This is a genomic window from Pontixanthobacter aquaemixtae (genome assembly GCF_009827395.1).
In the GTDB taxonomy this organism is placed as follows: domain Bacteria; phylum Pseudomonadota; class Alphaproteobacteria; order Sphingomonadales; family Sphingomonadaceae; genus Pontixanthobacter; species Pontixanthobacter aquaemixtae.
In genome coordinates this window covers 441,003-461,606 of the sequence record NZ_WTYX01000001.1, presented here as the reverse complement: position 1 = coordinate 461,606, position 20,604 = coordinate 441,003, and the positions used below count along the sequence as shown (strand labels likewise).

Sequence of the window (20,604 nt, the reverse complement as noted above, 5' to 3'; positions counted from 1 at the left end):
GCGCGGGACAATCCTGCGAAATCGGTTGCGAGCGTGAACTTTCCCTTCAGAGCAAGGGCTTAGTCCCGCACCCGATGCACGGAATTTGCGTTATTCGCATGCTTCCCTTTTCACGCATGGGTCGCCGTAAGGACCCCTGACTTGCGCCCGGACTCCGTTTTTGGGGCCGCATGGCGCACAATAGAAAGTATTTATGTCATTTTTTGAAGAACTCGGCCTTGCCGAGCCTATCCTTCGTGCATTGAACACGAAGGGCTATTCCGAACCAACACCGATCCAGCGAGAATCCATTCCGGCATTGCTCGATGGCCGCGATCTGTTGGGAGTCGCACAGACCGGCACCGGAAAAACCGCTGCCTTTTCGCTGCCCTCTCTCCACCGTTTGGCGTCCGATCCTACCGGACGGTATCCTGCGGCCTGCCGAATGCTGATCCTCTCTCCCACGCGCGAACTGGCGGCGCAAATCGCCGACAATATGCGCGATTATGCGCGTTTTCTGGACCTCAGCGTCCAATGCGTTTTCGGCGGCCTTCCGGTGCGCCAGCAAGCGCGCAAGCTGGTCCCGGGCTGTGATGTGCTGGTGGCAACGCCGGGCCGGTTGATCGATCTGGTCGAACAGCGCGCGCTGACGCTGAACCGGGTCGAGATTTTCGTGCTCGATGAAGCGGACCAGATGATGGATCTGGGCTTTATCAAACCGCTCACCCGGATCGCCAATATGCTGCCCAAAAAGCGGCAAAGCCTGTTTTTCTCTGCGACAATGCCCAAAAGCATTGTTGAATTGGGCAAACGTTTCATCGACAATCCGGTGCGCGTCGAAGTCACCCCGCAATCTACAACAGCAGAGCGCGTTGACCAGTTCGGCACTTTCATTGACCAGAAAGAGAAGCAGGCACTTCTTACAATCAGCCTGCAAAAAGGCATCGCCAATGGCGATATCGAGACTGCGCTGGTTTTCACCCGCACAAAACATGGCGCAGACCGCGTCGTGCGGCATCTGGTCGCAGCGGGCATCAATGCCGGCGCGATCCATGGCAACAAATCGCAAGCACAGCGCACCCGCGCGCTAGACGGTTTCCGCAGGGGCAGCGTTCCGGTTCTGGTGGCCACCGATATTGCCGCACGCGGGATCGACGTTCCCGGCGTAAGCGCGGTGTTCAATTTCGAAATTCCCAATGTCGCCGAACAATATGTCCACCGTATCGGACGGACGGCGCGCGCGGGCCGAAGCGGCCTCGCGGTCAGCTATATCGCGCCCGACGAACGACCCTATATTCGCGATATCGAGCGCTTGACCGGGGTAAAACTGACGCAAGCACCGATCCCCGAAGATTTCGTTGCGCAAGCTAGCGCGCTGCCCGCACCGGCGCGCAAGGGATCGGGCGCTGAACGCAATCCGGACGACCGCACTGCGCGCTTCCGCAAAGGTGGCGGCGGCGGGGGACGCGGAAAACCCCTGAACAAGCAAGGCGGCAAACCCAAAAACAAACGCGGCCCGCAACCGCGCGACCGCAACTGGCGCGATGCAGAGGGACGCAGCCCGGATCAAGGCAATTATCGCAGCCGCGAGGACCGCGACCAGCGAAGCCGCGGTAAGTCTGCGCGCGAGATTCAGTCGGATGCACCGCGCCCGAAGAATGTTAGCCACAAAAAAGGGCCTGTAACCAAACCCGTTGTCGCCGCGAAAAAACATATTGAGCGAGGTGAACGGCGCGCAAACACGCCAGCCGCGGGCCATCGCAACAACGCAAATCGCGGCGCCAAGGGAGGCGGCGGCCGCCCCCTACGCAGGCGGAAATAGTAAACAATTGTAAAACCTATGCATGCCTAATATTGCGTCAGCATAGCTTAATGTTACTAGGCTAATGTAAAATCCATTCACGGGATATTTGAGTTGGGACCACCCACTTGCCCACCCTCCCTCTTCGGGCGGTGGCGGTTCCACGCAGTCCTGAAGTGCTCTCAGCGCTGTGTTTCGATACAGAGCAGAGGCCTTTGGGTCGCACGGGAGGGTCAGGCGCGCTTCGGCGTTCCTGGCCCTCTTTCTTTTTGGGCCCCCTTACCTTCGGGCCCGCTTGATCTCTAGAAAGTGTTGTCGCGCGGGAAGCCTTGCGGGGGCAAACGCCCGGCCGCGCCGCGCGCGACTTTCCACTGCCAGATATCGCTTTCGGTTCGCGTCCGGTCGCCCTTGCCGCCCATCGCCCAGCTAAGCCCGTCTTCCAGTTTGAAAGTCGTCGCATCGGACAGGCCGCCGTCGCGATAGCGTTGCAGCATGACCCCCTGCCCGCGCCCGAGAATCGGCAATTCTTCCAGGCAGAACACCACCAGCTTGCGGTTCTCACCGACCACCGCGACATGGTCATGCTCGCTGGCGATTTCGCGCATGACCGCGAATTTGGCATCGCCTTTGAGATTGACCACCTGGCGGCCCTTTTTGGTTTCCGCCAACAACTCGTCGGTTTCCGCCGCAAAGCCCTTGCCGTTTGACGAAGCGAGCAACAGCTGCCCCTTGGGCTTGTGCACCACCACCCCGACAATCTGCGCCTCTGCATCGATGTCCAGCGTGTTGCGCACCGGTTCGCCAAAGCCGCGCGCGCCGGGCAATTTGTCGCAGCCCAGTGTGAAGAAGCGGCCATTATCGACCGCGATCAGCAGCTTATCGGTGGTCTGCGCATGCAGCGCATAAGCAGCCGCATCGCCTTCCTTATATTTGAAATCGCCCATTCCGTCTTCGGAACCTGCCAGATCGACATGTCCCTTGGCCCCGCGGATCCAGCCCTTTTGCGACAGGACCACGGTGATCGGTTCCTTCTCGATCATCGCATCCATGCTGAATTCCACCGTGGGCGCGGCCTCGGCAATCGTGGTGCGGCGGCGGCCGATATCGGTGTCTTCGCCATATTCCTTGCGCAGCGCCGCCAGGTCGCGCTTCAACCGCGTGCGCTGGCGTGCGGGGGAGCCGAGCAGTTTCTCCAGCTCTTCCTGCTCTTTCAGCAGATCGGCCTGTTCCTGCTTCAGCTGCATTTCTTCCAGCTTGCGCAAGGACCGCAGCCGCATGTTGAGGATTGCCTCGGTCTGGCGATCGGTCAGCCCGAATTCCTCCATCATCACCGGCTTGGGTTCATCCTCGGTACGGATAATTTCGATCACGCGGTCGAGATTGAGGAAGGCGATGATATAGCCGCCCAGCAGTTCCAGCCGCGAGGCAATCTTGTCCAGCCTGTGCTGCGTGCGGCGGCGCAGGATTTCGATCTGCGCGGCGGTCCAGTTCTGCAGCAGTTCCTTCAGCCCCATCACCAGCGGCGTGCGGCTGGCATCGAGCACGTTGAGATTGAGGCCGAAACGCGTTTCCAGATCGGTCAGCTTGTAAAGCGATTCCTTGAGCAATTCGGGGTCAACATTGCGGTTCTTGGGAACCAGCACCAGCCGGATATTCTCGTCGCTTTCATCGCGCACATCTTCGAGGATCGGCAGCTTCTTGTCGGCGATAAGCTGAGCGATTTGCTCGATCAGCTTGCCCTTCTGCACCTGATACGGAATTTCGCTGATGACCAGCTGATATTGCCCGCCGCCGAGCCGCTCGATGCCCAGCTCTTTATCCTCAGCTTTCTCCGCCTCGGCAGCGTGGAAGCGTCCGCGAATTCGGAACGATCCGCGACCGGTTTCATAAGCGTTGGAGATGATTTCGGGGCTATCGACGATCAGCCCGCCGGTCGGCAGATCGGGCCCGTGGAACAGCTCCATCAGCCGCGCATGTTCGACATGCGGATTGTCGATCAGTTCCAGCGTCGCATCGATAATTTCCGCGACATTGTGGCTCGGCACATTGGTCGCCATCCCCACCGCGATCCCGCTGGTGCCATTGGCGAGCAGATTGGGGAACAGGCCGGGCATCAGCTCGGGCTCTTCTTCCTCGCCATTGTATGTCGGGATGAAATCGACCGTGCCTTCGTCCAGCCCCTGCATCAGATGCATCGCGGTCTTGGTCAGCCGCGCTTCGGTGTACCTATACGCAGCAGCATTATCGCCATCGATATTGCCGAAATTCCCCTGCCCCTCGACCAGCGGATAACGCAGCGAGAAATCCTGCGCGAGCCGGACCATCGCATCATAGGCCGCGGTGTCGCCATGCGGGTGATACTTACCGATCACCTCACCCACGACGCGGGCGGACTTTTTGTAAGTGTTGCTCGGGTCCAGCTTGAGCTGCCGCATGGTCCATAGCAAGCGCCGGTGAACCGGCTTCAACCCGTCGCGCAGATCGGGCAGCGAACGCGCGGTAATCGTTGACAGAGCATAGACCAGATAACGCTCGGACAACGCAGAATCGAACGGCGCATCAACGATTGCGTCAAACGGATCGGAATCGGGGGTATCAGTATCGGTCACAGCCATGGCCGCTCTCTAGCAAGTGGGGCGGCGGCTAGGGAGAGGCGTTTCCACAGGGAATCGCATTGCGAGCAATCGTGTGAGTAAACGGCGGCTTAAAGCAATTTGATGATTTCATTGTGGCTCGAAACAACGAACATCGCGCCGTTGGCGAGCAACCGATCCCTTAAGCCACTGTCAGCGTGTCCGCCTCCAACAAAACCTATTGGGGTCATGCCTGCTGCCCGTGCAGCCATTACACCATTTACGCTATCCTCGATCACCGCGCATCGCTCTGGCTGGACACCGATCTGCTCTGCCGCGTGCAAGAACAGATCTGGAGCGGGCTTTCCCTTCTTGACGTGATCGACCGAATAAACATGAGGCGTGAAGTGGGAAATGAGACCTGTTATTTCCAGTTTCCTCGTTAGCCTCTCAATTGGTGCTGAGGAAGCGACAGCAACCCTGCCTGCAAATGCTTCGACCAGTTGCACCACCCCAGCGATCGGCTGAAGTTCAGCCTCAATCCGTGGCTCAATGCGTTTCTGCAGCCGTTGGCCGAAGTCAGGCGGAAATTCTCCACCAATACGCGCCGCATAATCCGATGCCAGTTGCGAATAGAAGTCTGGATTGGACAAACCTACGAACCGAGACAGGTACGTTTCAATCTTGTAGTGCAACCCAAGTTCCGCGAGCAGCTCTTGTTCAACCGCAATATGAATGATTTCTGAGTCGACAAGGACTCCATCGCTATCGAATATTATTGCGCCACAATCTGCAAGGTTCATAGCGCGACAGTACCGAACGCGCGCTTCATGACAAGAAAATCAATCACATCGACAAGCGAACCGCGAGCACACGCCCCTACCCCACAGGCAACCCCACCACAGCAATCCGCTTCCCATCCGGGCTGACCGCGATCCGATTGGCAGACTCAATGCCGTGATCCGCTAGATCACCAATAACTTCCCAGCCCTCGCCGCCCTCGCGCCAGCGGTGCACTTTACCGTCTTCGATCTGCAGGATCGCCCCGTCGGGGGCCCAGGTGTAGTTGGCGTTGGTGCCGACAATCGGGGTTAGCGGGCGGATGGCTTTGGTCTTCGGGTCGAAGGCCTTGATCCAGACTTGTTCGTTGGTCTGGCGGTGGACGAAGCTGATTTCATTGCTGCCGGGGATCACATGCGGGGTCGCGGGGACGGCGTGGCCGCTGATGAAGTGATAGGCCGGCTTGTCGGCGTGGGTCAGTGCGACGTTGAAGCCATAGCGCGACCAGTAGAGGAGATCGCCGGTCGCGAAATTGTGCGCGAAATAGCCGACCGGTTCGGTAACGCCCGCGGCCTCCAGCGACCATTGCGGTACATCGGGCAGGTTGCGATCGATATGCCAGATCGAATTGTTACGTTCGAACACCATCATGATCGTCCGGTTGTCGGGCGATGGCGTGGGCGAGAATTCGGATTCGGGCGTGCGCGTGATCTGCGCATGCGTATCGCTGGCGAGATCATATTCCCAGATATCGGTCTGCGTCCCGTCATCGCGTGAATAGAGGAATGTCGCGCTGTCCTTGGTGAAATAGGGCTGGTTGTCATAGCCCGCACGCGCGGTGACATTGCGCCCGTCCCACAGCGCATTGTCTTGCGCCGCGGCGTCATAGTCGAACAGGAAGATTTCGGTTTCGGGGAAAGCCGCAGGTGGCGCGTCTTCCTCTGCATCCTGCGCGAAAGCCGCGCTCGCCAAGGCAAAGGGCGCGCATAGGGCAAGGGCTAATCCGCGTATCGGCATATCTCTCTCCTCCGTTTGCCGCGCCTTAGCAGATATTGCGTGGCCGCCCTATTCTCTCTTGCCTCTCAGCGCGGCGACATCCTCCCGCAGCGCCTTGAGCTCGGCGATAATCATCTCGCGCTCGCCATGCGCCGCCTCGTCGGTGGCTTCGGCCATCGCATTGACGATCACACCGATGAAAAGATTGAGCACGATGAAACTGGTGAGCAGGATAAACGGCACAAAGAACGCCCAGGCATAGGGGTAAACCTCCATCACCGGGCGCACGATCCCCATCGACCAGCTTTCCAGCGTCATGATCTGGAACAGCGAATAGAGCGACAGGCCAAGCGTGCCGAACCAGTCGGGAAAAGCCTCTCCGAACAGCTTGGTCGCCATCACCGCGCTGATATAAAACAGCAAGAGCAGCATCACGATTACGGTGCCGATGCTGGGAATGGCGCTGAACAGCCCGACAATGACTTTGCGCATGCTGGGGACCACCGAAATCAGCCGCAACACGCGCAAAACGCGCAGCGCACGCAGCACACTATATTGCTGGCTGGCGGGGATCAGCGCGACGCTGACGATGGCAAAGTCGAACAGGTTCCACCCGTTCATGAAAAAGCGCAGGCGGTAAACGAACAGCTTGAGCAGAATTTCGATCACGAAAATCACGATCGCAATTTTGTCCAGCCAGTCGAGCACCCCGCCATAATCGCGCATGACCGCGGGCATTGTTTCCAGGCCCAGCACCACCGCATTGACGACAATGACCGCGGTGATTGTCCATTCAAACCGCCGGGACTCGATGAAATTTCGCAGTGTCTCGCGCATGTGGACCTTATCAATATGCCAGCGACAAGAGGCTCCGTTAGCGGCGCGATTGGGGGGACGCAAATGGCATGTTTTGCAACCCCCTCCGCCGCTGCGGATTCGCGGCCAAACCGGTCCGATGGCGGCATTTTCGCGCATCCCCTGCCTTATTTCGCCCCATTGCCGCGCGAGATTTTTTGCGGGATATTTTATCGTTCAATATCAGCAATATACGCAGCGGATTGACTGCCCCGCGATCGCTCAAAGCGCAATTTCGGCTTGACTAAACCCTGCCTCCTGCCCCAATTGTGGCGAAATTATGGCAAAAAGGAGGCCAAAATGAGGCAAGTAATTTCCAAGAAATTTCTACTGGCTGCGGCGCTGCCCGTTCTCGCGCTCGCGGCTTGTTCGCAGGAGGCGAGCGAGAGCCACATGAGCGACGCCGAAATGGCGGCGGACACCGAGTCGATCGCAATGGAGGCAACGGCCACTACCGATGAAGCCGCCGAGTCGATTGCCCAGCCGGAGATGGAAGAGGCAGGTCCTTCCGACGCCAGTGAGGCAGCGGCGCTTCCCGATCTATCAGATGTTGCGATCAGCCTTCCCAAGCTCGCCTATGTCTATGAATATTCGTGGAAGCTCCCCGGCGAGGATATCGGCAAGTTGCAACGCCGCCATGCCGATCTGTGTGACCAGCAAGGCCCCTCCAGCTGCCAGATCATCGGCATGAGCAAAACCGGTGAAGAGGGCGACGAAGTTACCGGTGTCCTGCAATTATCCGTTGCTACGCGCCATGCCCGCGCATTCGGCGCACTGCTCGAGAAAGAAGCGACCGACTCGGGTGCGGAACAGGTCTCGGCCAATATCCAGGCCGAAGAATTGTCCAAAGCCATCGTCGATACCGAAGCGCGGCTGGAAGCCCGCACTGCGCTGCGCGACCGTTTGCAAGAGGTTCTGCGGACCCGCACCGGCAGCGTGCGCGAATTGGTCGAGGCAGAGCGCAGCGTTGCGCAGGTCAACGAGGAAATCGATCAGGCCCGCAGCTGGCTGAAGGAAATGCAGGGCCGCGTCGCCTACAGCAAGGTCAACATCCACTATGAAACCGGCACAGCCGTGACCAATGATTTCCTTGCCCCGATCCAGAGCGTTCTCGGATCGATGGGATCAATCCTCGGCTTTGTAATCGCAGGGCTAATCCTTCTCGCTGTGATCTTCCTACCGATCGGCGGATTGGTTTGGGGTGTCCGGGCGATCAATCGCAGAAGCAAAACACCCGTGGCCGAGGGCTAACCCTCCCCCTTCGGTCATATTCCGGGCGGCCATCTTCCCACTCGCGGATGGTCGCCCTTTTTTTCCGCTACATCCGCGACATATCGCGGCTTTCGGAGGGGAGCCTGACCACCAGTCCTTCCAGTTCGGCGGATATGTCGATCTGGCAGGACAGGCGGCTGCAGCGTTCGACTCCATAGGCCAGGTCGAGCATGTCCTCTTCCTCTTCGCTCGCTTCGGGCAAGCGGTCGAACCAGCCCGGATCGACAATCACATGGCAAGTCGAGCAGGCCATTTGCCCTTCGCAGGTTCCCTCCAGCGGCAAGCCGGCTGCTTGCCCCGTTTCGAGCAGCGACGCGCCTTCGGCCGCATCGCATTCGGTCTCGGCGCCGTCGGTGCTGACAAAAGTGACTTTGACCATCAGACGCCTTGCACCTTCGCTGCGGTAAGGATCGCCTGAACGCCCTGTTCCAGATCCGCCATCGTGGTGTAGCGGCCAAAGCCCAGCCGGACAGAGCTTTTGGCCTGTTCCTGCGAAAGGCCCAGCGCGGCCAGCACATGGCTGGGTTTGCCCGATCCGCTGGCGCAGGCCGATCCGGCGGAAAAGCACACATCGCGCGCGTCGGACATCAGCCGCGCGACATCGAGGCCATCCTTGCGGATATTGAGATTGCCGAAATAGCGCGCGTCGCTGCTGCCGTTGAGCGTCCACCCGTCAAACATGTCGCGCGCGCGGTTCCACAATGCGGCCACGTGCTCGGCATCTTCTGCCATACGTTCCTGCGCGACTTTGGCGGCCGCGCCGAAGCCGGCACATAGCGCGGGGCTGAGCGTGCCTGCACGCAGCCCCTGTTCCTGCCCGCCGCCGGTCTGGACCGTGTCAAGCTCAACACCATCGCGCACCCACAGCGCGCCGACGCCTTTGGGCCCGTGTATCTTGTGGCCCGCAACGGCAATCAGATCGGCGCCGGCAACATCCATCTTGCCCGCCGCCTGCACCGCATCGCACAGGAACAGCGCGCCCGCCTCTTTCGCCATCCGCGCCACTTCCAGCGCGGGCTGGACGGTGCCGATCTCATTATTGACCTGCATCACCGCAATCATCCGCGTGGTCTTGTCGAGCCGGTTGGGCAGTTGCACCAGCCCATCACCATCGACCGCAATCTCGTCCACCGGACAGCCCAGCGAACGCACCGTATCGCTGACGGCAAGGTGTTCGATCGTCGACACAGCAATACGGCCATCGCCGCCATCCGCGGTTCCGCGAATGGCCAGATTGAGCGCCTCGGTCGCGCCGCTGGTGAAAATCACTTTGCCGCCGGGCGGGAGCAAAGCCGTTACCCGCTCGCGCGCCAATTCTATCGCTGCGGCGGCTTGCCGCCCGAGCCGGTGCGGGCTGTTGGGATTGCCGAACCCGCTTCCATCCGCGCCATCGAGCCACCGCAACATCGCATCGCGCGCCTCGGGAGCAAGCGGAGTGGTGGCTTGGTAATCGAAATAGATCATTGCTCTGCAGCCTCTAACCGCTCGGGCTGAGCTTGTCGAAGCCCTGCCCTCTACTTTTAGCCGCCTTGCCAAAAGAAGTGCAGCCCTTCGACAGGCTCAGGGCGAACGGATTAGGTAAGTTTCCGCCAGGCTTCGGCAAAACGTTCAAGTTCCTCGGGTGTCGTATTCCAGCCAATGCTAACCCGGATCGTCCGAGACGCCGTGTCATCATCAACCCCAAACGCATCCAGCACGCGGCTTTTCTTGAGCGTGCCTGAAGAACACGCACTACCAGCGGAGACTGCAAAGCCCATTGCGTCGAGACGGATGAGGAGCGCCTGAGCCTTCATGATGGGATGCGCGAAGGCGTGGATGAAGCTTGATACATTGCCACCACAATCGACGATCCTTCCGCCCGAGGTGAACACTTCATCGTGCACCCGGTCGAAAGCCTCTTCGACCAGGTCAAAAGGCTGACGGGTCCACGCATCGAGCGCTGCCGCCATGCCCATCGCGCCCGGTAGGTTTTCGGTTCCTTGACGGTATCCGCGTTCGTGCCCGCCTATCGGATCGAGCAAGTTGTAATTCTTCACCAACAGGGCGGCCACTCCGATGGGACCGCCAAATTTGTGCGCCGAAATCACCGCCATATCTGCATCGGGTAGCGCATGTTTGGCCGCGCTCTGCGAGCAATCGCACAGCAAAAGACCACCGGTGGCGTGAATTTCAGGCACAAGATCGGCAACGGGCTGGATCAAGCCAACTTCTGAATTGACGTGCTGGATCGCGACGACCGAACGATCAAATCCCGAAATTCGGGAGAGGTCGCTTGTGCCGTTTGCTCCAACCGGCACCACCTCCGCATCCGGCGCAGCCCTGAATACCGCATCATGTTCCACCGCACTGACAATCCGCCGATCTACTTTGGCGCGGTTGAGGGCGATCCATAGCGCCTCGCTCGCGCCGCTGGTGAAGATCACTTCGCCGTCCCAGCCGAGCGCTTTCTTCACCCGTTCGCGCGCATCTTCCAGCGCTTGTTTCGCCTTGCGGCCCTCTGCATGCGGGCTGCTGGGGTTGGCCCATATCGCAAAGCCTTCCTCCATCGCCGCGCGCGCTTCGGGGCGCAGCGGGCTGGTGGCGGCATGGTCGAGATAGATACGGTCGGAGATAGGTGTGTTCCCGTTCTGGCGCAGACGTCTGATGATAATTGCGAAAATCGGAAGTGACACTATATAGACGGCGAAACACGACGCGCCACCCGCGCGTTCGAAACATCTGACAGGTACCGCGCATGCCATCCGTAATTTTTCCCGGCCCAGAAGGCCGCCTTGAAGGCCGTTATTCTCCTGCCCCGCGTCCCCGTGCGCCGGTGGCGATGATCCTGCACCCGCATCCGCAAGGCGGCGGCACGATGAACGAACAGATGACGCAGAAACTGTTCAAGACTTTCACCGATCGCGGCTTTGCCACATTGCGGTTCAATTTCCGCGGTGTCGGGCGCAGCCAGGGCAGCTTCGACAACGGCATTGGCGAGCTTTCCGATGCCGCCGCCGCGCTCGATTGGGTCCAGTCGATCCACGCAGAGGCGCAAACGACCTGGGTCGCCGGCGTCTCCTTCGGCGCGCTGATCGGCATGCAATTGCTGATGCGCCGCCCTGAAGTGCGCGGCTTTATCTCGATTGCCCCGCCTGCGAACATGTATGATTTCAGCTTCCTCGCGCCCTGCCCTGCTTCAGGTATCTTTATCCAGGGCACTGCGGACACGGTGGTCCAGCCCAGCGCGGTGCAAAAGCTGGTCGATAAGCTGCGCACGCAAAAGCACATCACGATCCATCACGAAGAAATCCCGCGCGCAAACCACTTCTTCGAGAACGAGCAGGAAGAATTGATGGCGTCGGTCGACAATTATCTCGACTTCCGTCTCGATCCCAATTGCCCGATCAAGTGATGCAGTGCGGGGTCGCAGTAAGCGGCCCCTAGCTGTTCATTCCCCCGTTCTCGCCTGCGGCGAACCGCGATCAGTGGCAAAACGCCACGCGAAACCTCGCGCCTCTTCTTGCAATTTTAATGTAATGTTGTAACATAGCATTTATGAGCCGTCACAAAGTACGGTCTCTGGAGAGGAGAAAAACTTATGGCCTATGTAAATGTAGGAGGGCCCGAGGATCGCAAAACCGCAATCGCCGGGGTGGCGCTCATCCATGCGGGCTTGGCATCGGTTCTGGTGTTTGGCTTTGCCGGAGGGGCAATCACGGAGTTCACTAGGGATATTCTGATCGGTCACGATTTTACCGACCCGCCGGATATTCCCCCACCGCCGCCCAAGCCGGATGTGAAGGATCCCGTCGATCCCCCCAGCCGCACCAGACCCGATATATATCTGGATGATCCGGTGATCGAACTTACCGACACGCCTTCGCCGTTCGACACGACCGACGAAATTCCGCCCGCAGGCGGGGAGATCATCACCAATCTGGGCGAAGGGCCCGGCCCGGGAACGGGGGCCGGCAACAACACCGACTCGCTGCCCGGCCCGATTACCCCACCTGCCTTTGACCCGATCCCGGCAAAGCCGATCAACAATCCGGGAAGCTGGGTATCCAACCGCGACTACCGCTCCAGCTGGATCCGCCGCGAGTTGACCGGCATCGCGCGTTTCCGCGTGTCTATCGGCACCAATGGCCGCGTGCAGGATTGCCGGGTGCTGTCATCAACCGGCCATAGCGAATTGGACAACGCAACCTGCAGTCTGGTTTCGCGGCGGGCAAAATTCGAAGCAGCCCGCGATTCGCAAGGCAACAAGGTCACCGGCAGCTTTACCACAGCGATCAGTTGGGAATTGCCCGATTAGGACGCGGTATCAGGCCCAAAAAACCGGGCCAGAATATCAGGCAGGCGGATCGTCCACCTGCTCCAGCTTGTCGAGGGGCGCTGTCCCCTCGGCATCCGGCACGGTCCAGATCGCGACATTGGCCATTGCGATCAGCGCCAGGATAACCATCAGAAATGCCTGCTTTTGATGGCCGCCGCGCCGCCACAGCACAAAGGCCCCCAGAAGCAGCGCAATGGCCGCCAGAACGGTAATCGAAAGCGCGATATTCATAGGCGAAACATAGCCATTTGTAACAAATTGTGAAGCCGGTGCTTGCGGTGGAACGATCGCTCGCCAATCCCGTTGTAAAATTGTAGGGTGACCGGCATGGTGGCCGTTCACCACAGACGAAAGGGATCAATTCTATGGGTATTTTCAGCACGATCAAAAATGCGGTTTTCGGGGACGATAAAGAAACCAACGAAGCAGCGAAATCGGCAGCAGCGGCAGCGGTTGCGGCTTCCAAGCCAGCAGCGCCAGCGGCGGTTTCCGAAGTGGACGTGGCCGCCAATCTTGATGCCAAGCCGGGCGCGGACAAGCTCAACTGGCGCGGTTCGATTGTCGATCTGCTGAAACTGATCGGCGTCGATCCCAGTTTCGCCAACCGCAAGGAACTGGCCGGTGAATTGGGTGACACCGATTATTCGGGCACCGCAGAAGAAAACATCTGGCTGCACAAGAAAACGATGCAGGAACTCGCCAAGAATGGCGGCAAGGTTCCGGCCGAATTTCTCGACTGAGAATTCGCCTGACTTTTCAGCGGCCGCGCGCGTTTGACTAAACCGCGCTGCCGCGCCAGACATCGGGAATGAAAAATCCCGACACTCTATCGCCAAACGCGATTTCCATCACCCGCCGCCAAGCCCTTGCCGGGATTGGGGCGGGTGTTTCTTTGGCTCTGCTGCCTGGCTGCAAGCCTTCGCAAACCCGGTTGACCGGCACACCCGAAGAAGAACTGGACGCGATCGCGTACCGGTTGCTCGCGCATGAGCCCGAACGGGCAACGGGGCTTGGCGTGGATATTGGCGACTATGCCGAATTGCGCGGCAAGCTGGAGGACCAGTCGCAAGAAGGACAGGATGCTTACGCGCAAACGCTGCGCGAAGATCTGGAACGCATCCGCGGGATCGACACTTCCGGTTTCGATTCAGACACACGCACCAATTTTGAAGTGGTCGAAAGCGCCTATGCCAATGCGCTGGACGGGTTTGCCCTGCCCTATGGCGATGTCGCGGTCGGCAGCTGGCGCAATGCGCCCTATGTCGTGATCCAGAATGTCGGGACCTATATCGACATGCCGCGCTTCCTCGAATCCACCCAGCCGCTGGAAAATGCCGGGGATGCCGACGCCTATCTCAGCCGTTTGCGCCAGTTGCCGCGCGTATTGAACGGTGAATTCGAACGGATGAAGGCGGCCCGCGAAATGGGTGTGGTCCCGCCCGACTTCCTGCTCGACAAGGCCATTGCCCAGATGGAAATGGCCGTCGAAGGCGCGCGCAGCGGAGACGCCCTGGCCCCCAAACTGGCGGCAAAGGATGACGAGCTGGGCGGCGGCGGCAAGTGGCGAAGCGAAGCGGGCATGATCGTGACCGCGAGCGTGGCCGATTCGCTGACGTTGCAACTGGAAGAGCTCAAGACCCAGCGCGGATTGGCCACCGGCGATCCGGGCATGTGGGCGCGCCCGCATGGTGATGAATGGTATGCCTGGGCGCTGCGCGCCAGCACCACCACCCCGCTGACCCCCGACGAAGTGCACGAGCAAGGATTGGAAGAGCTCGAATCGCTTCACGCGCGGATGGACCCGATCTTGCGCGATATCGGCTATACCAGCGGCTCTGTCGGCGAACGGATGCAGCAATTGGGTAGCGATCCGCGCTATCAATTTGCCCAAGGCGATCCGGGCCGCGCGCAAATCATGGAATTCATCAATGAGCGCGTCGACTGGATCAAGGCGCAAATGCCGCGCGCGTTCAACACGCTGGTCGATCCCAAAATGGAAGTGAAACGGATCCCGCCGGCCGAAGAAATGGGCGCGCCGGGCGCTTATGGCGGCGCGGGCAGCAAGGACGGCAAGATTCCGGGGCGGATGTGGATCAATCTGCGCAGCACCGATCTGCACCGCAAATATGATCTGGCCGATCTGACATACCACGAAACCATCCCCGGCCATGTGTGGGAAGGCGAATATTCCAACCGCTTGCCGCTGATCCGCAGCATCCTTGCCTTCAACGCCTTTTCCGAAGGCTGGGCGCTGTATGGAGAGCAGATCGCGGACGAGCTGGGCGCTTATGATGATTTCGCCGTCGGCCGTCTCGGCTATCTACAAAGCCTCGCCTTCCGCGCCTGCCGGATGGTGGTCGACACCGGCCTCCACCACAAACGCTGGAGCCGCGATCAGGCGGTCAATTTCTTCGTCGAACGCAACGGCAGCAAACGCGCCGAGGTTGAAAGCGAAGTGGACCGTTATTGCAGCTGGCCCGGCCAGGCCTGCGGGTACAAAGTCGGCCACAGCGAAATCGTCCGCCAGCGGACCATGGCCGAAGAAAAGCTCGGCAGCGCTTATGATTTCAAAGCGTTCAATGATGCAGTGATCCTGGGCGGCAATGCCCCGCTCGATGTGCTGGGCAAGAATGTCGAACGGTATATCGAAGGGGCAGCGGGATAGCGTTGTTGGGCGGTTTGGACACGGCTTGAAGGGCGGGACAGAATGATACGTATTTTCGCGATTTTGATCGGGCTGTTTTTCGCGATGCAAGGCGTTGCCCATGCCAAATGGCACAAGGCCGAAAGCGACCATTTTGTCATTTACGCGGATGACAGCGAAGAGGATGTGCGCCGCTTCGCAGAAATGCTGGAGCAATATCACGCGTCGATGGAACTGGTTACCGGACGCAAGGTCGACAAGCCCAGCCCGTCTAACCGGGTGACCATTTTTGCGGTTGGCAGCCAGAGAGATATTCGCCGGCTGGCGGGAACGGACAGCCGGTCACTCGCCGGTTTCTATGTCCCCCGCGCAGGCGGATCGAAGGCCTTCGTTCAGGACATCCGCCTGAAGAACGGATACCCCGATTTTTCGACGGTCATTCTGCTGCACGAATATGCGCACCATTTCCTTATATCTACCTCGCGCTTTGCGATGCCGCGCTGGATGAGCGAAGGCGCGGCTGAATTTTTTGCCGCAGCATCCTTCAATCGCGATGGCAGCGTCCAGATCGGACGCCCGGCGCAGCACCGCGCAAATGAACTTGCCTATGCCGACGAGGTATCGATCTACCATCTGCTCGATCAGGAGCTTTACAATCAGGAACGCGGCAAGCGTTACGATGCGTTCTATGGGCGCAGCTGGCTGCTTTATCACTTCCTGAATTTTGACGGGGAACGCAAAGGGCAGCTTCCTGCCTACTGGCAAAAAGTCGCAGGCGGGGCAGCCTCTATCGACGCAGCGCGGGAAGTGTTTGGCGATCTAGACCAGTTGGAAAAGGATCTTGATCGCTATCTGCGGCAGCGGCGGATGCTCAATTACAAGATCGAAAGAGAGTTGCTCTCTTACGGCGAAGTCACCGTCACCCGGCTTTCCGAAGGGGAAGCGGAAATGATACCGGTGCGCATGCGGTCGCAGCGCGGCGTGGATGCCGAAACCGCAGCCGAAGTGGTTGTGGATGCGCGCAAAATCGCGGAAGAATTTCCCGATGATCCGGGCGTCCTGACAGCGCTTGCCGAAGCGGAATATGATGCCGGAAATGACGAGAAAGCGATTGCCGCTGCGACAGCTGCGATTGCGCGCGATCCGAACAGGGCAAATGCCTATGTCCAGCACGGCTATGCGCTGTTCCGCCGCGCGGAAGATGCCGACGATCAGGAAGCAGCCTATAAGGCCGCGATGGTTCCGTTTCTGGCGCTGAACAAGATCGAGAACGACCATCCGATCCCGCTGATCCATTTTTACAGGAGCTACGTCCAGCGCGGCGAAGAACCCAACGAACAAGCCAAGTTCGCGCTTGAAAGAGCTGCGGTGCTGGCCCCGTTCGATCAATCGCGGTGGTTCAATGTGGCGATGATGCAGGCTGGCGAAGGCAAAATTGCCATTGCCCGGCAGAGCCTGACTCCGATTGCCAACGATCCCCATGGCGGATCGCGTTCGCGAGCGGCCAAGGTTTTGCTGACCGCGATGGCAGATGCTGAGGAAGGCAAGCCCTTCTATGTCGCGCAAACGCTGGACACAGAAGACGATCAAACCGGCGATCAGACGGGCGATTCAGCCGATGACGACACTTCAGAGGATGAAACGCCGGAAAGTGACCACGCGCCCGATGGCAAAGACGCCGATGCCGAATCTGAAACCAGATTGCTGCTGGCGCGCTTCGGTTAACACTCCACCCCGCTCTTCCAGTCCGCGGCGGGTTAATCGCCGATTGCATCGGCCTGCGTTTGTATCCAGCTTAGCGCCAGATCGCAGACTTTCTTCGCATCGTCTTCGCTGTTGCCGGGAATATTGATCCGGGTTTTGACCATCCAATCGCCCGCTTCGTAAACCGACAGCAGTGACGTTTCGGACCGCGCCGGATCACCGTTCATCGCCGGAATGTCATAGTGATATATGGTCGCCCATTGGTTGACCGTGTGCGGCTGGTCAGGATCATCGTTCACCGCAGCCGCCACCAGCGCCAAAGAAATCGCGCCATTGCATGTCTGGCCCCATTCCGGCTTTTCGGTGATTGCAATTGCGCTGCGTTCGGACACCTGGCGGATTGCGCCTTTCGCGGCTTGATACTCACTCTCCGCTTCGGCACCGCGATAGGTGTAGATATAGCCCGTGACGCGGCTCAGCCCGTCTTCCTGCTGCAAATCATATTGGCAGGCGACATTTGTCCCGTCGCTGGGGCGCAGATTGTGCGTTTTCGCCAAGGGCAGGCCGCCCAGTTCCATCGGGCAGATACCGCCGCTCTGCTTGTGCGCGACAACGCGATCGCCATCGGTCTGGGTCACTTCAAAGGCTGCCGGATCGGGTGTCGGCAAGCTGGCCGATTGCGCGGAAGCCGCAGCGGGCAAAGCAAAGGCCGCCCCCAAGAGTGCGCTTCGAAACGCGGTGTTGAGTGACATAATATTCCCCCTATCGGCTGCTCTTTTGCGAGCGGAAATGTGCTCGCCTGTCTTGGTAGAGACCCGTGAACCGTCTGTGAATAGTGCTTGAATAGTGCTTGAATAGGGCCTGGACATTCCAGCCACAAACGCAAAGCGGCGGCCCGGACTGCTCCGGACCGCCGCTTCATTGCATCTGCAACCAGCCTATCGGGTCATCATGCCCGTCACGATAGAGCCGAGAATTCCGCCCAAAGCGCCGCCGCCCGCGCCGCTTCCAGCACCGCCATCGCCGGCTTTCTTCGCCATGTAACCGGCAACCGCCATTGCGAGGATCGGGAGCATCTTTTTCAGCGTGCCTTCGTCAATGCCGGTAATCGCGGCAACTTCACCGGCAACGCCGCGGCTAACGTCTTTGCTGCCAAAGATCGTGCCGAGAATATCGTTGCCCTGCTGCGTAGGCGTTGGTGTCTGGCCGAGCACGGCATCGAGCATGCCGCCACCGCCGCCGCCCAAGATCGCACCGGCCAGGCCGCCAAGCCCGCCTGCACCGCCGCCACCGGCACCCGACGCGCTGCTACCCATTCCGGCGACAATTGCGGGCAGCAAAGCCCCGGCGCCAGCTTTGGCCATTTGCGGGTCGATGCCCAATTCCCCGGCCATGCTTTCGATCACGCCGCTTTGCTGCAGCATTTGTGCGAGGCTCATAGTCTTCTCCTGATTGCTGTGATTGGATTACGCGGTGAAGTGCGCAGCGCTTACTTCTTGCCGAACAGGCCCGACGCCATGCCCGCCAGATCGTTGAGCGGATTGCCGTCACCATCCTTGTCGATCATCGAGGCAAATTTGCTGAGCGAACCTTCGCCGCCAATCTGGTCTTTGATCTGGCTGAGGATGTCTGCGCTCATGCCGGTTTTGGCAGCGGCGCCTTCCACCGTATCGCCTTCTTCGCCATGCGCTTCGCCCAAGGCCGCGACAGCCTTTGCCGCATCTTCCGGATCGATTCCCAGCTTCTCCGCCATGTTTTTCACGGTCGGATTGTCAGTCACCTGGCTCAAAATGCTGTCGAATAGTCCCATCTCGTTTCTCCTGTATGATTCGCACCATTGTGCACGTCATTCCTTAAACGAAAAAGCCCCCTTCCCGTTCCGGAAAGAGGGCCTTCGATCATGTAAACAATTGTAAGGGTGATCGGGGTGAATTCGGATTAGGCCGCGGTTGGTGCAGCCTGCTTCACGCCATCATCAACATGTGCTTCAAATTCCGCGAAATTATCGACGAACAGCTTCACAAGTTTCTGCGCTGTGCGATCATATTCCTCTGCATCCGCCCAGGTCGAACGCGGGTCGAGAATGGCGCTGTCAACGCCATCAACCGCAACCGGAACTTCGAGACCGAAATTGGGGTCTTTGCGGAATTCCGCATTGTTGAGCGAACCATCAAGCGCAGCGTTCAGCAGCGCGCGGGTGGCCTTGATCGGCATCCGGTTGCCAACGCCATATTTGCCGCCGGTCCAGCCGGTATTGACCAGCCAGCAGGTCACCCCGCCTTTGGCGATACGGTCTTTCAGCAGATTACCGTAAACGCTTGGATGGCGCGGCATGAATGGCGCGCCGAAGCATGTGCTGAAAGTCGCCTCTGGCTCTGTCACACCGATTTCGGTGCCCGCGACTTTCGCGGTGTAGCCGGACAGGAAGTGATACATCGCCTGATCGGGCGTCATCCGCGAAATCGGAGGGAGAACGCCAAACGCATCGGCGGTCAGCATGATGACATTGCTGGGTACCGGGCCAAGATTGTCGGCGCTGGTATTGGGGATAGATTCGATCGGATAGGCACCGCGGGTATTTTCCGCGAGGCTGTTATCATTGAGATCGATCTCGCCATCATCATCCATCACCACATTTTCCAGCACGGTGCCTTCCATGCGGGTGGTGGCAAAAATTTCCGGTTCCGCTTCGGGATCGAGGCGGATCATCTTGGCGTAACAGCCGCCTTCGAAATTGAAGACTGCGGTGTCCGACCAGCCATGTTCGTCATCGCCGATCAGCGTGCGGCTGGCATCGGCAGAAAGCGTGGTTTTGCCGGTGCCTGACAGGCCGAAGAACACCGCGGTCTTGCCATCAGGGCCGATATTCGCGCTGCAATGCATCGGCATCACGCCTTTGGTCGGCAGCAGGTAATTGAGAATGCCGAACACGCTTTTCTTCATCTCACCGGCATATTTGGTGCCGCCGATCAGAATCAGCTTCTCGGTCAGGTTCACCGCAACAACCGTTTCGCTGCGGGTCCCGTGGCGTTCCGGATCGGCGCGGAAGCTGGGCAGATCGATGATCGTATATTCAGGGGTGAAATCGGACAGGTCATCAACCGTCGGGCGCACCAGCAGAGTGCGGATGAACAGATTATGCCACGCCAGTTCGTTGATCACGCGCACATTGACGCGGTGTTCCGGCTGCGAGCCACCAAACAGATCGGCGACATAGAGCGTGTCTTTCGCGCCAACCGCCGCGAAGAAATCTTCCTTCAGATTGGCGAAATGCTCTGGCGTCATCGATGCGTTGACTTTGCCCCACCAAACGGTGTCTTCAGTCGTCTCGTCACGCACGATGAACTTGTCATTGGCAGAACGGCCGGTATGCGCGCCCGTTTCAACCACCAGCGGTCCGTGCTTTGCCAGGCGGCCTTCGCCATTTGCCAGAGCGTGCTCGACCAGATCCTTGGTACCGAGATTGGGGTGGATGGTTGCCTTGGTATCGATACCCAGGCCGGAAAGCGGGAAGAAAAGCGGGGTCGTCACGAATATCTCCTTGCCGTAGCCAGCCACATGACCGGAACGTCCCCATCGGTTGGGGGTGAGTGTAAATTTGTCCGATTCGCCTGCATACGAATGCATCGGCGCGCGTTGCAGCGCATAATGACGCAGCGGCGCTACGTCAAACCGTACCGGAATG

General features: G+C 59.3%; 19 protein-coding genes. 7 read left to right on the top strand and 12 right to left on the bottom strand.

Features of this window, described 5'->3' with window-relative positions; all coding sequences use genetic code 11:
• The first annotated feature begins 193 nt into the window (after positions 1-193).
• Positions 194-1,801, top strand: coding sequence for a DEAD/DEAH box helicase (locus tag GRI41_RS02215; protein WP_160603013.1), 1,608 nt, complete (start codon positions 194-196; stop codon positions 1,799-1,801).
• A 281-nt stretch (positions 1,802-2,082) separates the two neighbouring features.
• On the opposite strand, the gene parC is transcribed toward GRI41_RS02215, so the two are convergent.
• The 4 genes from parC to GRI41_RS02195 all read right to left on the bottom strand — a co-directional run bounded on the left by parC (position 2,083) and on the right by GRI41_RS02195 (position 6,966).
• Positions 2,083-4,395 carry a DNA topoisomerase IV subunit A gene (gene parC / locus GRI41_RS02210; RefSeq protein WP_160603012.1) on the bottom strand — a complete coding sequence of 771 codons (2,313 nt, stop codon included), beginning with the start codon at positions 4,393-4,395 and terminating at the stop codon, positions 2,083-2,085.
• A gap of 89 nt (positions 4,396-4,484) precedes the next feature.
• Positions 4,485-5,156: an HAD family hydrolase gene (locus GRI41_RS02205; RefSeq protein ID WP_160603011.1), complete on the bottom strand. Its 672-nt coding sequence runs from the start codon at positions 5,154-5,156 to the stop codon at positions 4,485-4,487.
• A 76-nt stretch (positions 5,157-5,232) separates the two neighbouring features.
• Positions 5,233-6,150 (bottom strand): TolB family protein, encoded by a 918-nt coding sequence (locus GRI41_RS02200; protein WP_160603010.1) that lies wholly within the window; start codon positions 6,148-6,150, stop codon positions 5,233-5,235.
• A 48-nt stretch (positions 6,151-6,198) separates the two neighbouring features.
• Positions 6,199-6,966, bottom strand: coding sequence for an ion transporter (locus GRI41_RS02195; RefSeq protein ID WP_160603009.1), 768 nt, complete (start codon positions 6,964-6,966; stop codon positions 6,199-6,201).
• 318 nt (positions 6,967-7,284) lie between these two features.
• Here GRI41_RS02195 and GRI41_RS02190 point away from each other — a divergent pair, with 318 nt between their 5' ends.
• Positions 7,285-8,235, top strand: a complete 951-nt coding sequence (locus GRI41_RS02190; RefSeq protein ID WP_160603008.1) for a DUF4349 domain-containing protein — start codon at positions 7,285-7,287, stop codon at positions 8,233-8,235.
• A 67-nt stretch (positions 8,236-8,302) separates the two neighbouring features.
• Here the strand turns inward: GRI41_RS02190 and GRI41_RS02185 are convergent, their stop codons facing one another.
• The 3 genes from GRI41_RS02185 to GRI41_RS02175 all read right to left on the bottom strand — a co-directional run bounded on the left by GRI41_RS02185 (position 8,303) and on the right by GRI41_RS02175 (position 10,802).
• A complete protein-coding gene (locus GRI41_RS02185; protein WP_160603007.1) occupies positions 8,303-8,635 on the bottom strand; it encodes a 2Fe-2S iron-sulfur cluster-binding protein in 333 nt (110 codons plus the stop codon).
• On the bottom strand, positions 8,635-9,720 hold the full coding sequence (locus GRI41_RS02180; RefSeq protein WP_160603006.1) for a cysteine desulfurase family protein: 1,086 nt from the start codon (positions 9,718-9,720) through the stop codon (positions 8,635-8,637). Before GRI41_RS02180 ends, GRI41_RS02185 begins: the two co-directional genes overlap by 1 nt.
• Positions 9,721-9,830: 110 nt before the next feature.
• Entirely contained in the window at positions 9,831-10,802 is a 972-nt protein-coding gene (locus GRI41_RS02175) for a cysteine desulfurase family protein (RefSeq protein ID WP_235901127.1), read from the bottom strand.
• Between the two features lie 188 nt (positions 10,803-10,990).
• Between GRI41_RS02175 and GRI41_RS02170 the strand changes: the two genes are divergently transcribed.
• Both GRI41_RS02170 and GRI41_RS02165 read left to right on the top strand, forming a co-directional pair.
• Positions 10,991-11,647, top strand: a complete 657-nt coding sequence (locus tag GRI41_RS02170) for an alpha/beta hydrolase (RefSeq protein ID WP_160603004.1) — start codon at positions 10,991-10,993, stop codon at positions 11,645-11,647.
• 186 nt (positions 11,648-11,833) lie between these two features.
• The gene (locus GRI41_RS02165; protein WP_160603003.1) at positions 11,834-12,550 is read left to right on the top strand and encodes an energy transducer TonB; all 717 of its coding nucleotides are present in this window, start codon (positions 11,834-11,836) and stop codon (positions 12,548-12,550) included.
• Between the two features lie 36 nt (positions 12,551-12,586).
• Here GRI41_RS02165 and GRI41_RS02160 read toward each other — a convergent pair whose 3' ends face one another.
• A complete protein-coding gene (locus GRI41_RS02160; RefSeq protein ID WP_160603002.1) occupies positions 12,587-12,802 on the bottom strand; it encodes a hypothetical protein in 216 nt (71 codons plus the stop codon).
• Positions 12,803-12,936: 134 nt separating this feature from the next.
• Between GRI41_RS02160 and GRI41_RS02155 the strand changes: the two genes are divergently transcribed.
• The 3 genes from GRI41_RS02155 (at position 12,937) to GRI41_RS02145 (ending at position 16,940) form a co-directional block, all read left to right on the top strand.
• A complete protein-coding gene (locus GRI41_RS02155; RefSeq protein ID WP_160603001.1) occupies positions 12,937-13,311 on the top strand; it encodes a DUF3597 domain-containing protein in 375 nt (124 codons plus the stop codon).
• 68 nt (positions 13,312-13,379) lie between these two features.
• Positions 13,380-15,236, top strand: a complete 1,857-nt coding sequence (locus GRI41_RS02150) for a DUF885 domain-containing protein (RefSeq protein ID WP_160603000.1) — start codon at positions 13,380-13,382, stop codon at positions 15,234-15,236.
• A gap of 42 nt (positions 15,237-15,278) precedes the next feature.
• Positions 15,279-16,940: a tetratricopeptide repeat protein gene (locus tag GRI41_RS02145; protein ID WP_202388633.1), complete on the top strand. Its 1,662-nt coding sequence runs from the start codon at positions 15,279-15,281 to the stop codon at positions 16,938-16,940.
• A 32-nt stretch (positions 16,941-16,972) separates the two neighbouring features.
• Here GRI41_RS02145 and GRI41_RS02140 read toward each other — a convergent pair whose 3' ends face one another.
• The 4 genes from GRI41_RS02140 to GRI41_RS02125 all read right to left on the bottom strand — a co-directional run bounded on the left by GRI41_RS02140 (position 16,973) and on the right by GRI41_RS02125 (position 20,450).
• Positions 16,973-17,671, bottom strand: a complete 699-nt coding sequence (locus GRI41_RS02140; RefSeq protein WP_160602999.1) for a hypothetical protein — start codon at positions 17,669-17,671, stop codon at positions 16,973-16,975.
• Between the two features lie 186 nt (positions 17,672-17,857).
• Positions 17,858-18,358, bottom strand: coding sequence for a DUF937 domain-containing protein (locus GRI41_RS02135; RefSeq protein WP_160602998.1), 501 nt, complete (start codon positions 18,356-18,358; stop codon positions 17,858-17,860).
• A gap of 50 nt (positions 18,359-18,408) precedes the next feature.
• Positions 18,409-18,729, bottom strand: coding sequence for a hypothetical protein (locus tag GRI41_RS02130; RefSeq protein ID WP_160602997.1), 321 nt, complete (start codon positions 18,727-18,729; stop codon positions 18,409-18,411).
• A 128-nt stretch (positions 18,730-18,857) separates the two neighbouring features.
• Positions 18,858-20,450, bottom strand: coding sequence for a phosphoenolpyruvate carboxykinase (locus GRI41_RS02125; protein ID WP_160602996.1), 1,593 nt, complete (start codon positions 20,448-20,450; stop codon positions 18,858-18,860).
• Between the last annotated feature and the right edge of the window lie 154 nt (positions 20,451-20,604).

Bases quoted from the DNA above. Each gene is read 5' to 3' on its own strand.
- GRI41_RS02205 (WP_160603011.1), bottom strand. From the start codon at position 5,156: ATGAACCTTGCAGATTGTGGCGCAATAATATTCGATAGCGATGGAGTC.
- GRI41_RS02160 (WP_160603002.1), bottom strand. From the start codon at position 12,802: ATGAATATCGCGCTTTCGATTACCGTTCTGGCGGCCATTGCGCTGCTT.
- GRI41_RS02170 (WP_160603004.1), top strand. From the start codon at position 10,991: ATGCCATCCGTAATTTTTCCCGGCCCAGAAGGCCGCCTTGAAGGCCGT.
- GRI41_RS02155 (WP_160603001.1), top strand. From the start codon at position 12,937: ATGGGTATTTTCAGCACGATCAAAAATGCGGTTTTCGGGGACGATAAA.
- GRI41_RS02135 (WP_160602998.1), bottom strand. From the start codon at position 18,358: ATGAGCCTCGCACAAATGCTGCAGCAAAGCGGCGTGATCGAAAGCATG.
- GRI41_RS02140 (WP_160602999.1), bottom strand. From the start codon at position 17,671: ATGTCACTCAACACCGCGTTTCGAAGCGCACTCTTGGGGGCGGCCTTT.
- GRI41_RS02145 (WP_202388633.1), top strand. From the start codon at position 15,279: ATGATACGTATTTTCGCGATTTTGATCGGGCTGTTTTTCGCGATGCAA.
- GRI41_RS02215 (WP_160603013.1), top strand. From the start codon at position 194: ATGTCATTTTTTGAAGAACTCGGCCTTGCCGAGCCTATCCTTCGTGCA.
- GRI41_RS02185 (WP_160603007.1), bottom strand. From the start codon at position 8,635: ATGGTCAAAGTCACTTTTGTCAGCACCGACGGCGCCGAGACCGAATGC.
- GRI41_RS02165 (WP_160603003.1), top strand. From the start codon at position 11,834: ATGGCCTATGTAAATGTAGGAGGGCCCGAGGATCGCAAAACCGCAATC.
- GRI41_RS02175 (WP_235901127.1), bottom strand. From the start codon at position 10,802: ATGGAGGAAGGCTTTGCGATATGGGCCAACCCCAGCAGCCCGCATGCA.
- GRI41_RS02150 (WP_160603000.1), top strand. From the start codon at position 13,380: ATGAAAAATCCCGACACTCTATCGCCAAACGCGATTTCCATCACCCGC.
- GRI41_RS02180 (WP_160603006.1), bottom strand. From the start codon at position 9,720: ATGATCTATTTCGATTACCAAGCCACCACTCCGCTTGCTCCCGAGGCG.
- GRI41_RS02190 (WP_160603008.1), top strand. From the start codon at position 7,285: ATGAGGCAAGTAATTTCCAAGAAATTTCTACTGGCTGCGGCGCTGCCC.
- GRI41_RS02130 (WP_160602997.1), bottom strand. From the start codon at position 18,729: ATGGGACTATTCGACAGCATTTTGAGCCAGGTGACTGACAATCCGACC.
- parC (WP_160603012.1), bottom strand. From the start codon at position 4,395: ATGGCTGTGACCGATACTGATACCCCCGATTCCGATCCGTTTGACGCA.
- GRI41_RS02200 (WP_160603010.1), bottom strand. From the start codon at position 6,150: ATGCCGATACGCGGATTAGCCCTTGCCCTATGCGCGCCCTTTGCCTTG.
- GRI41_RS02195 (WP_160603009.1), bottom strand. From the start codon at position 6,966: ATGCGCGAGACACTGCGAAATTTCATCGAGTCCCGGCGGTTTGAATGG.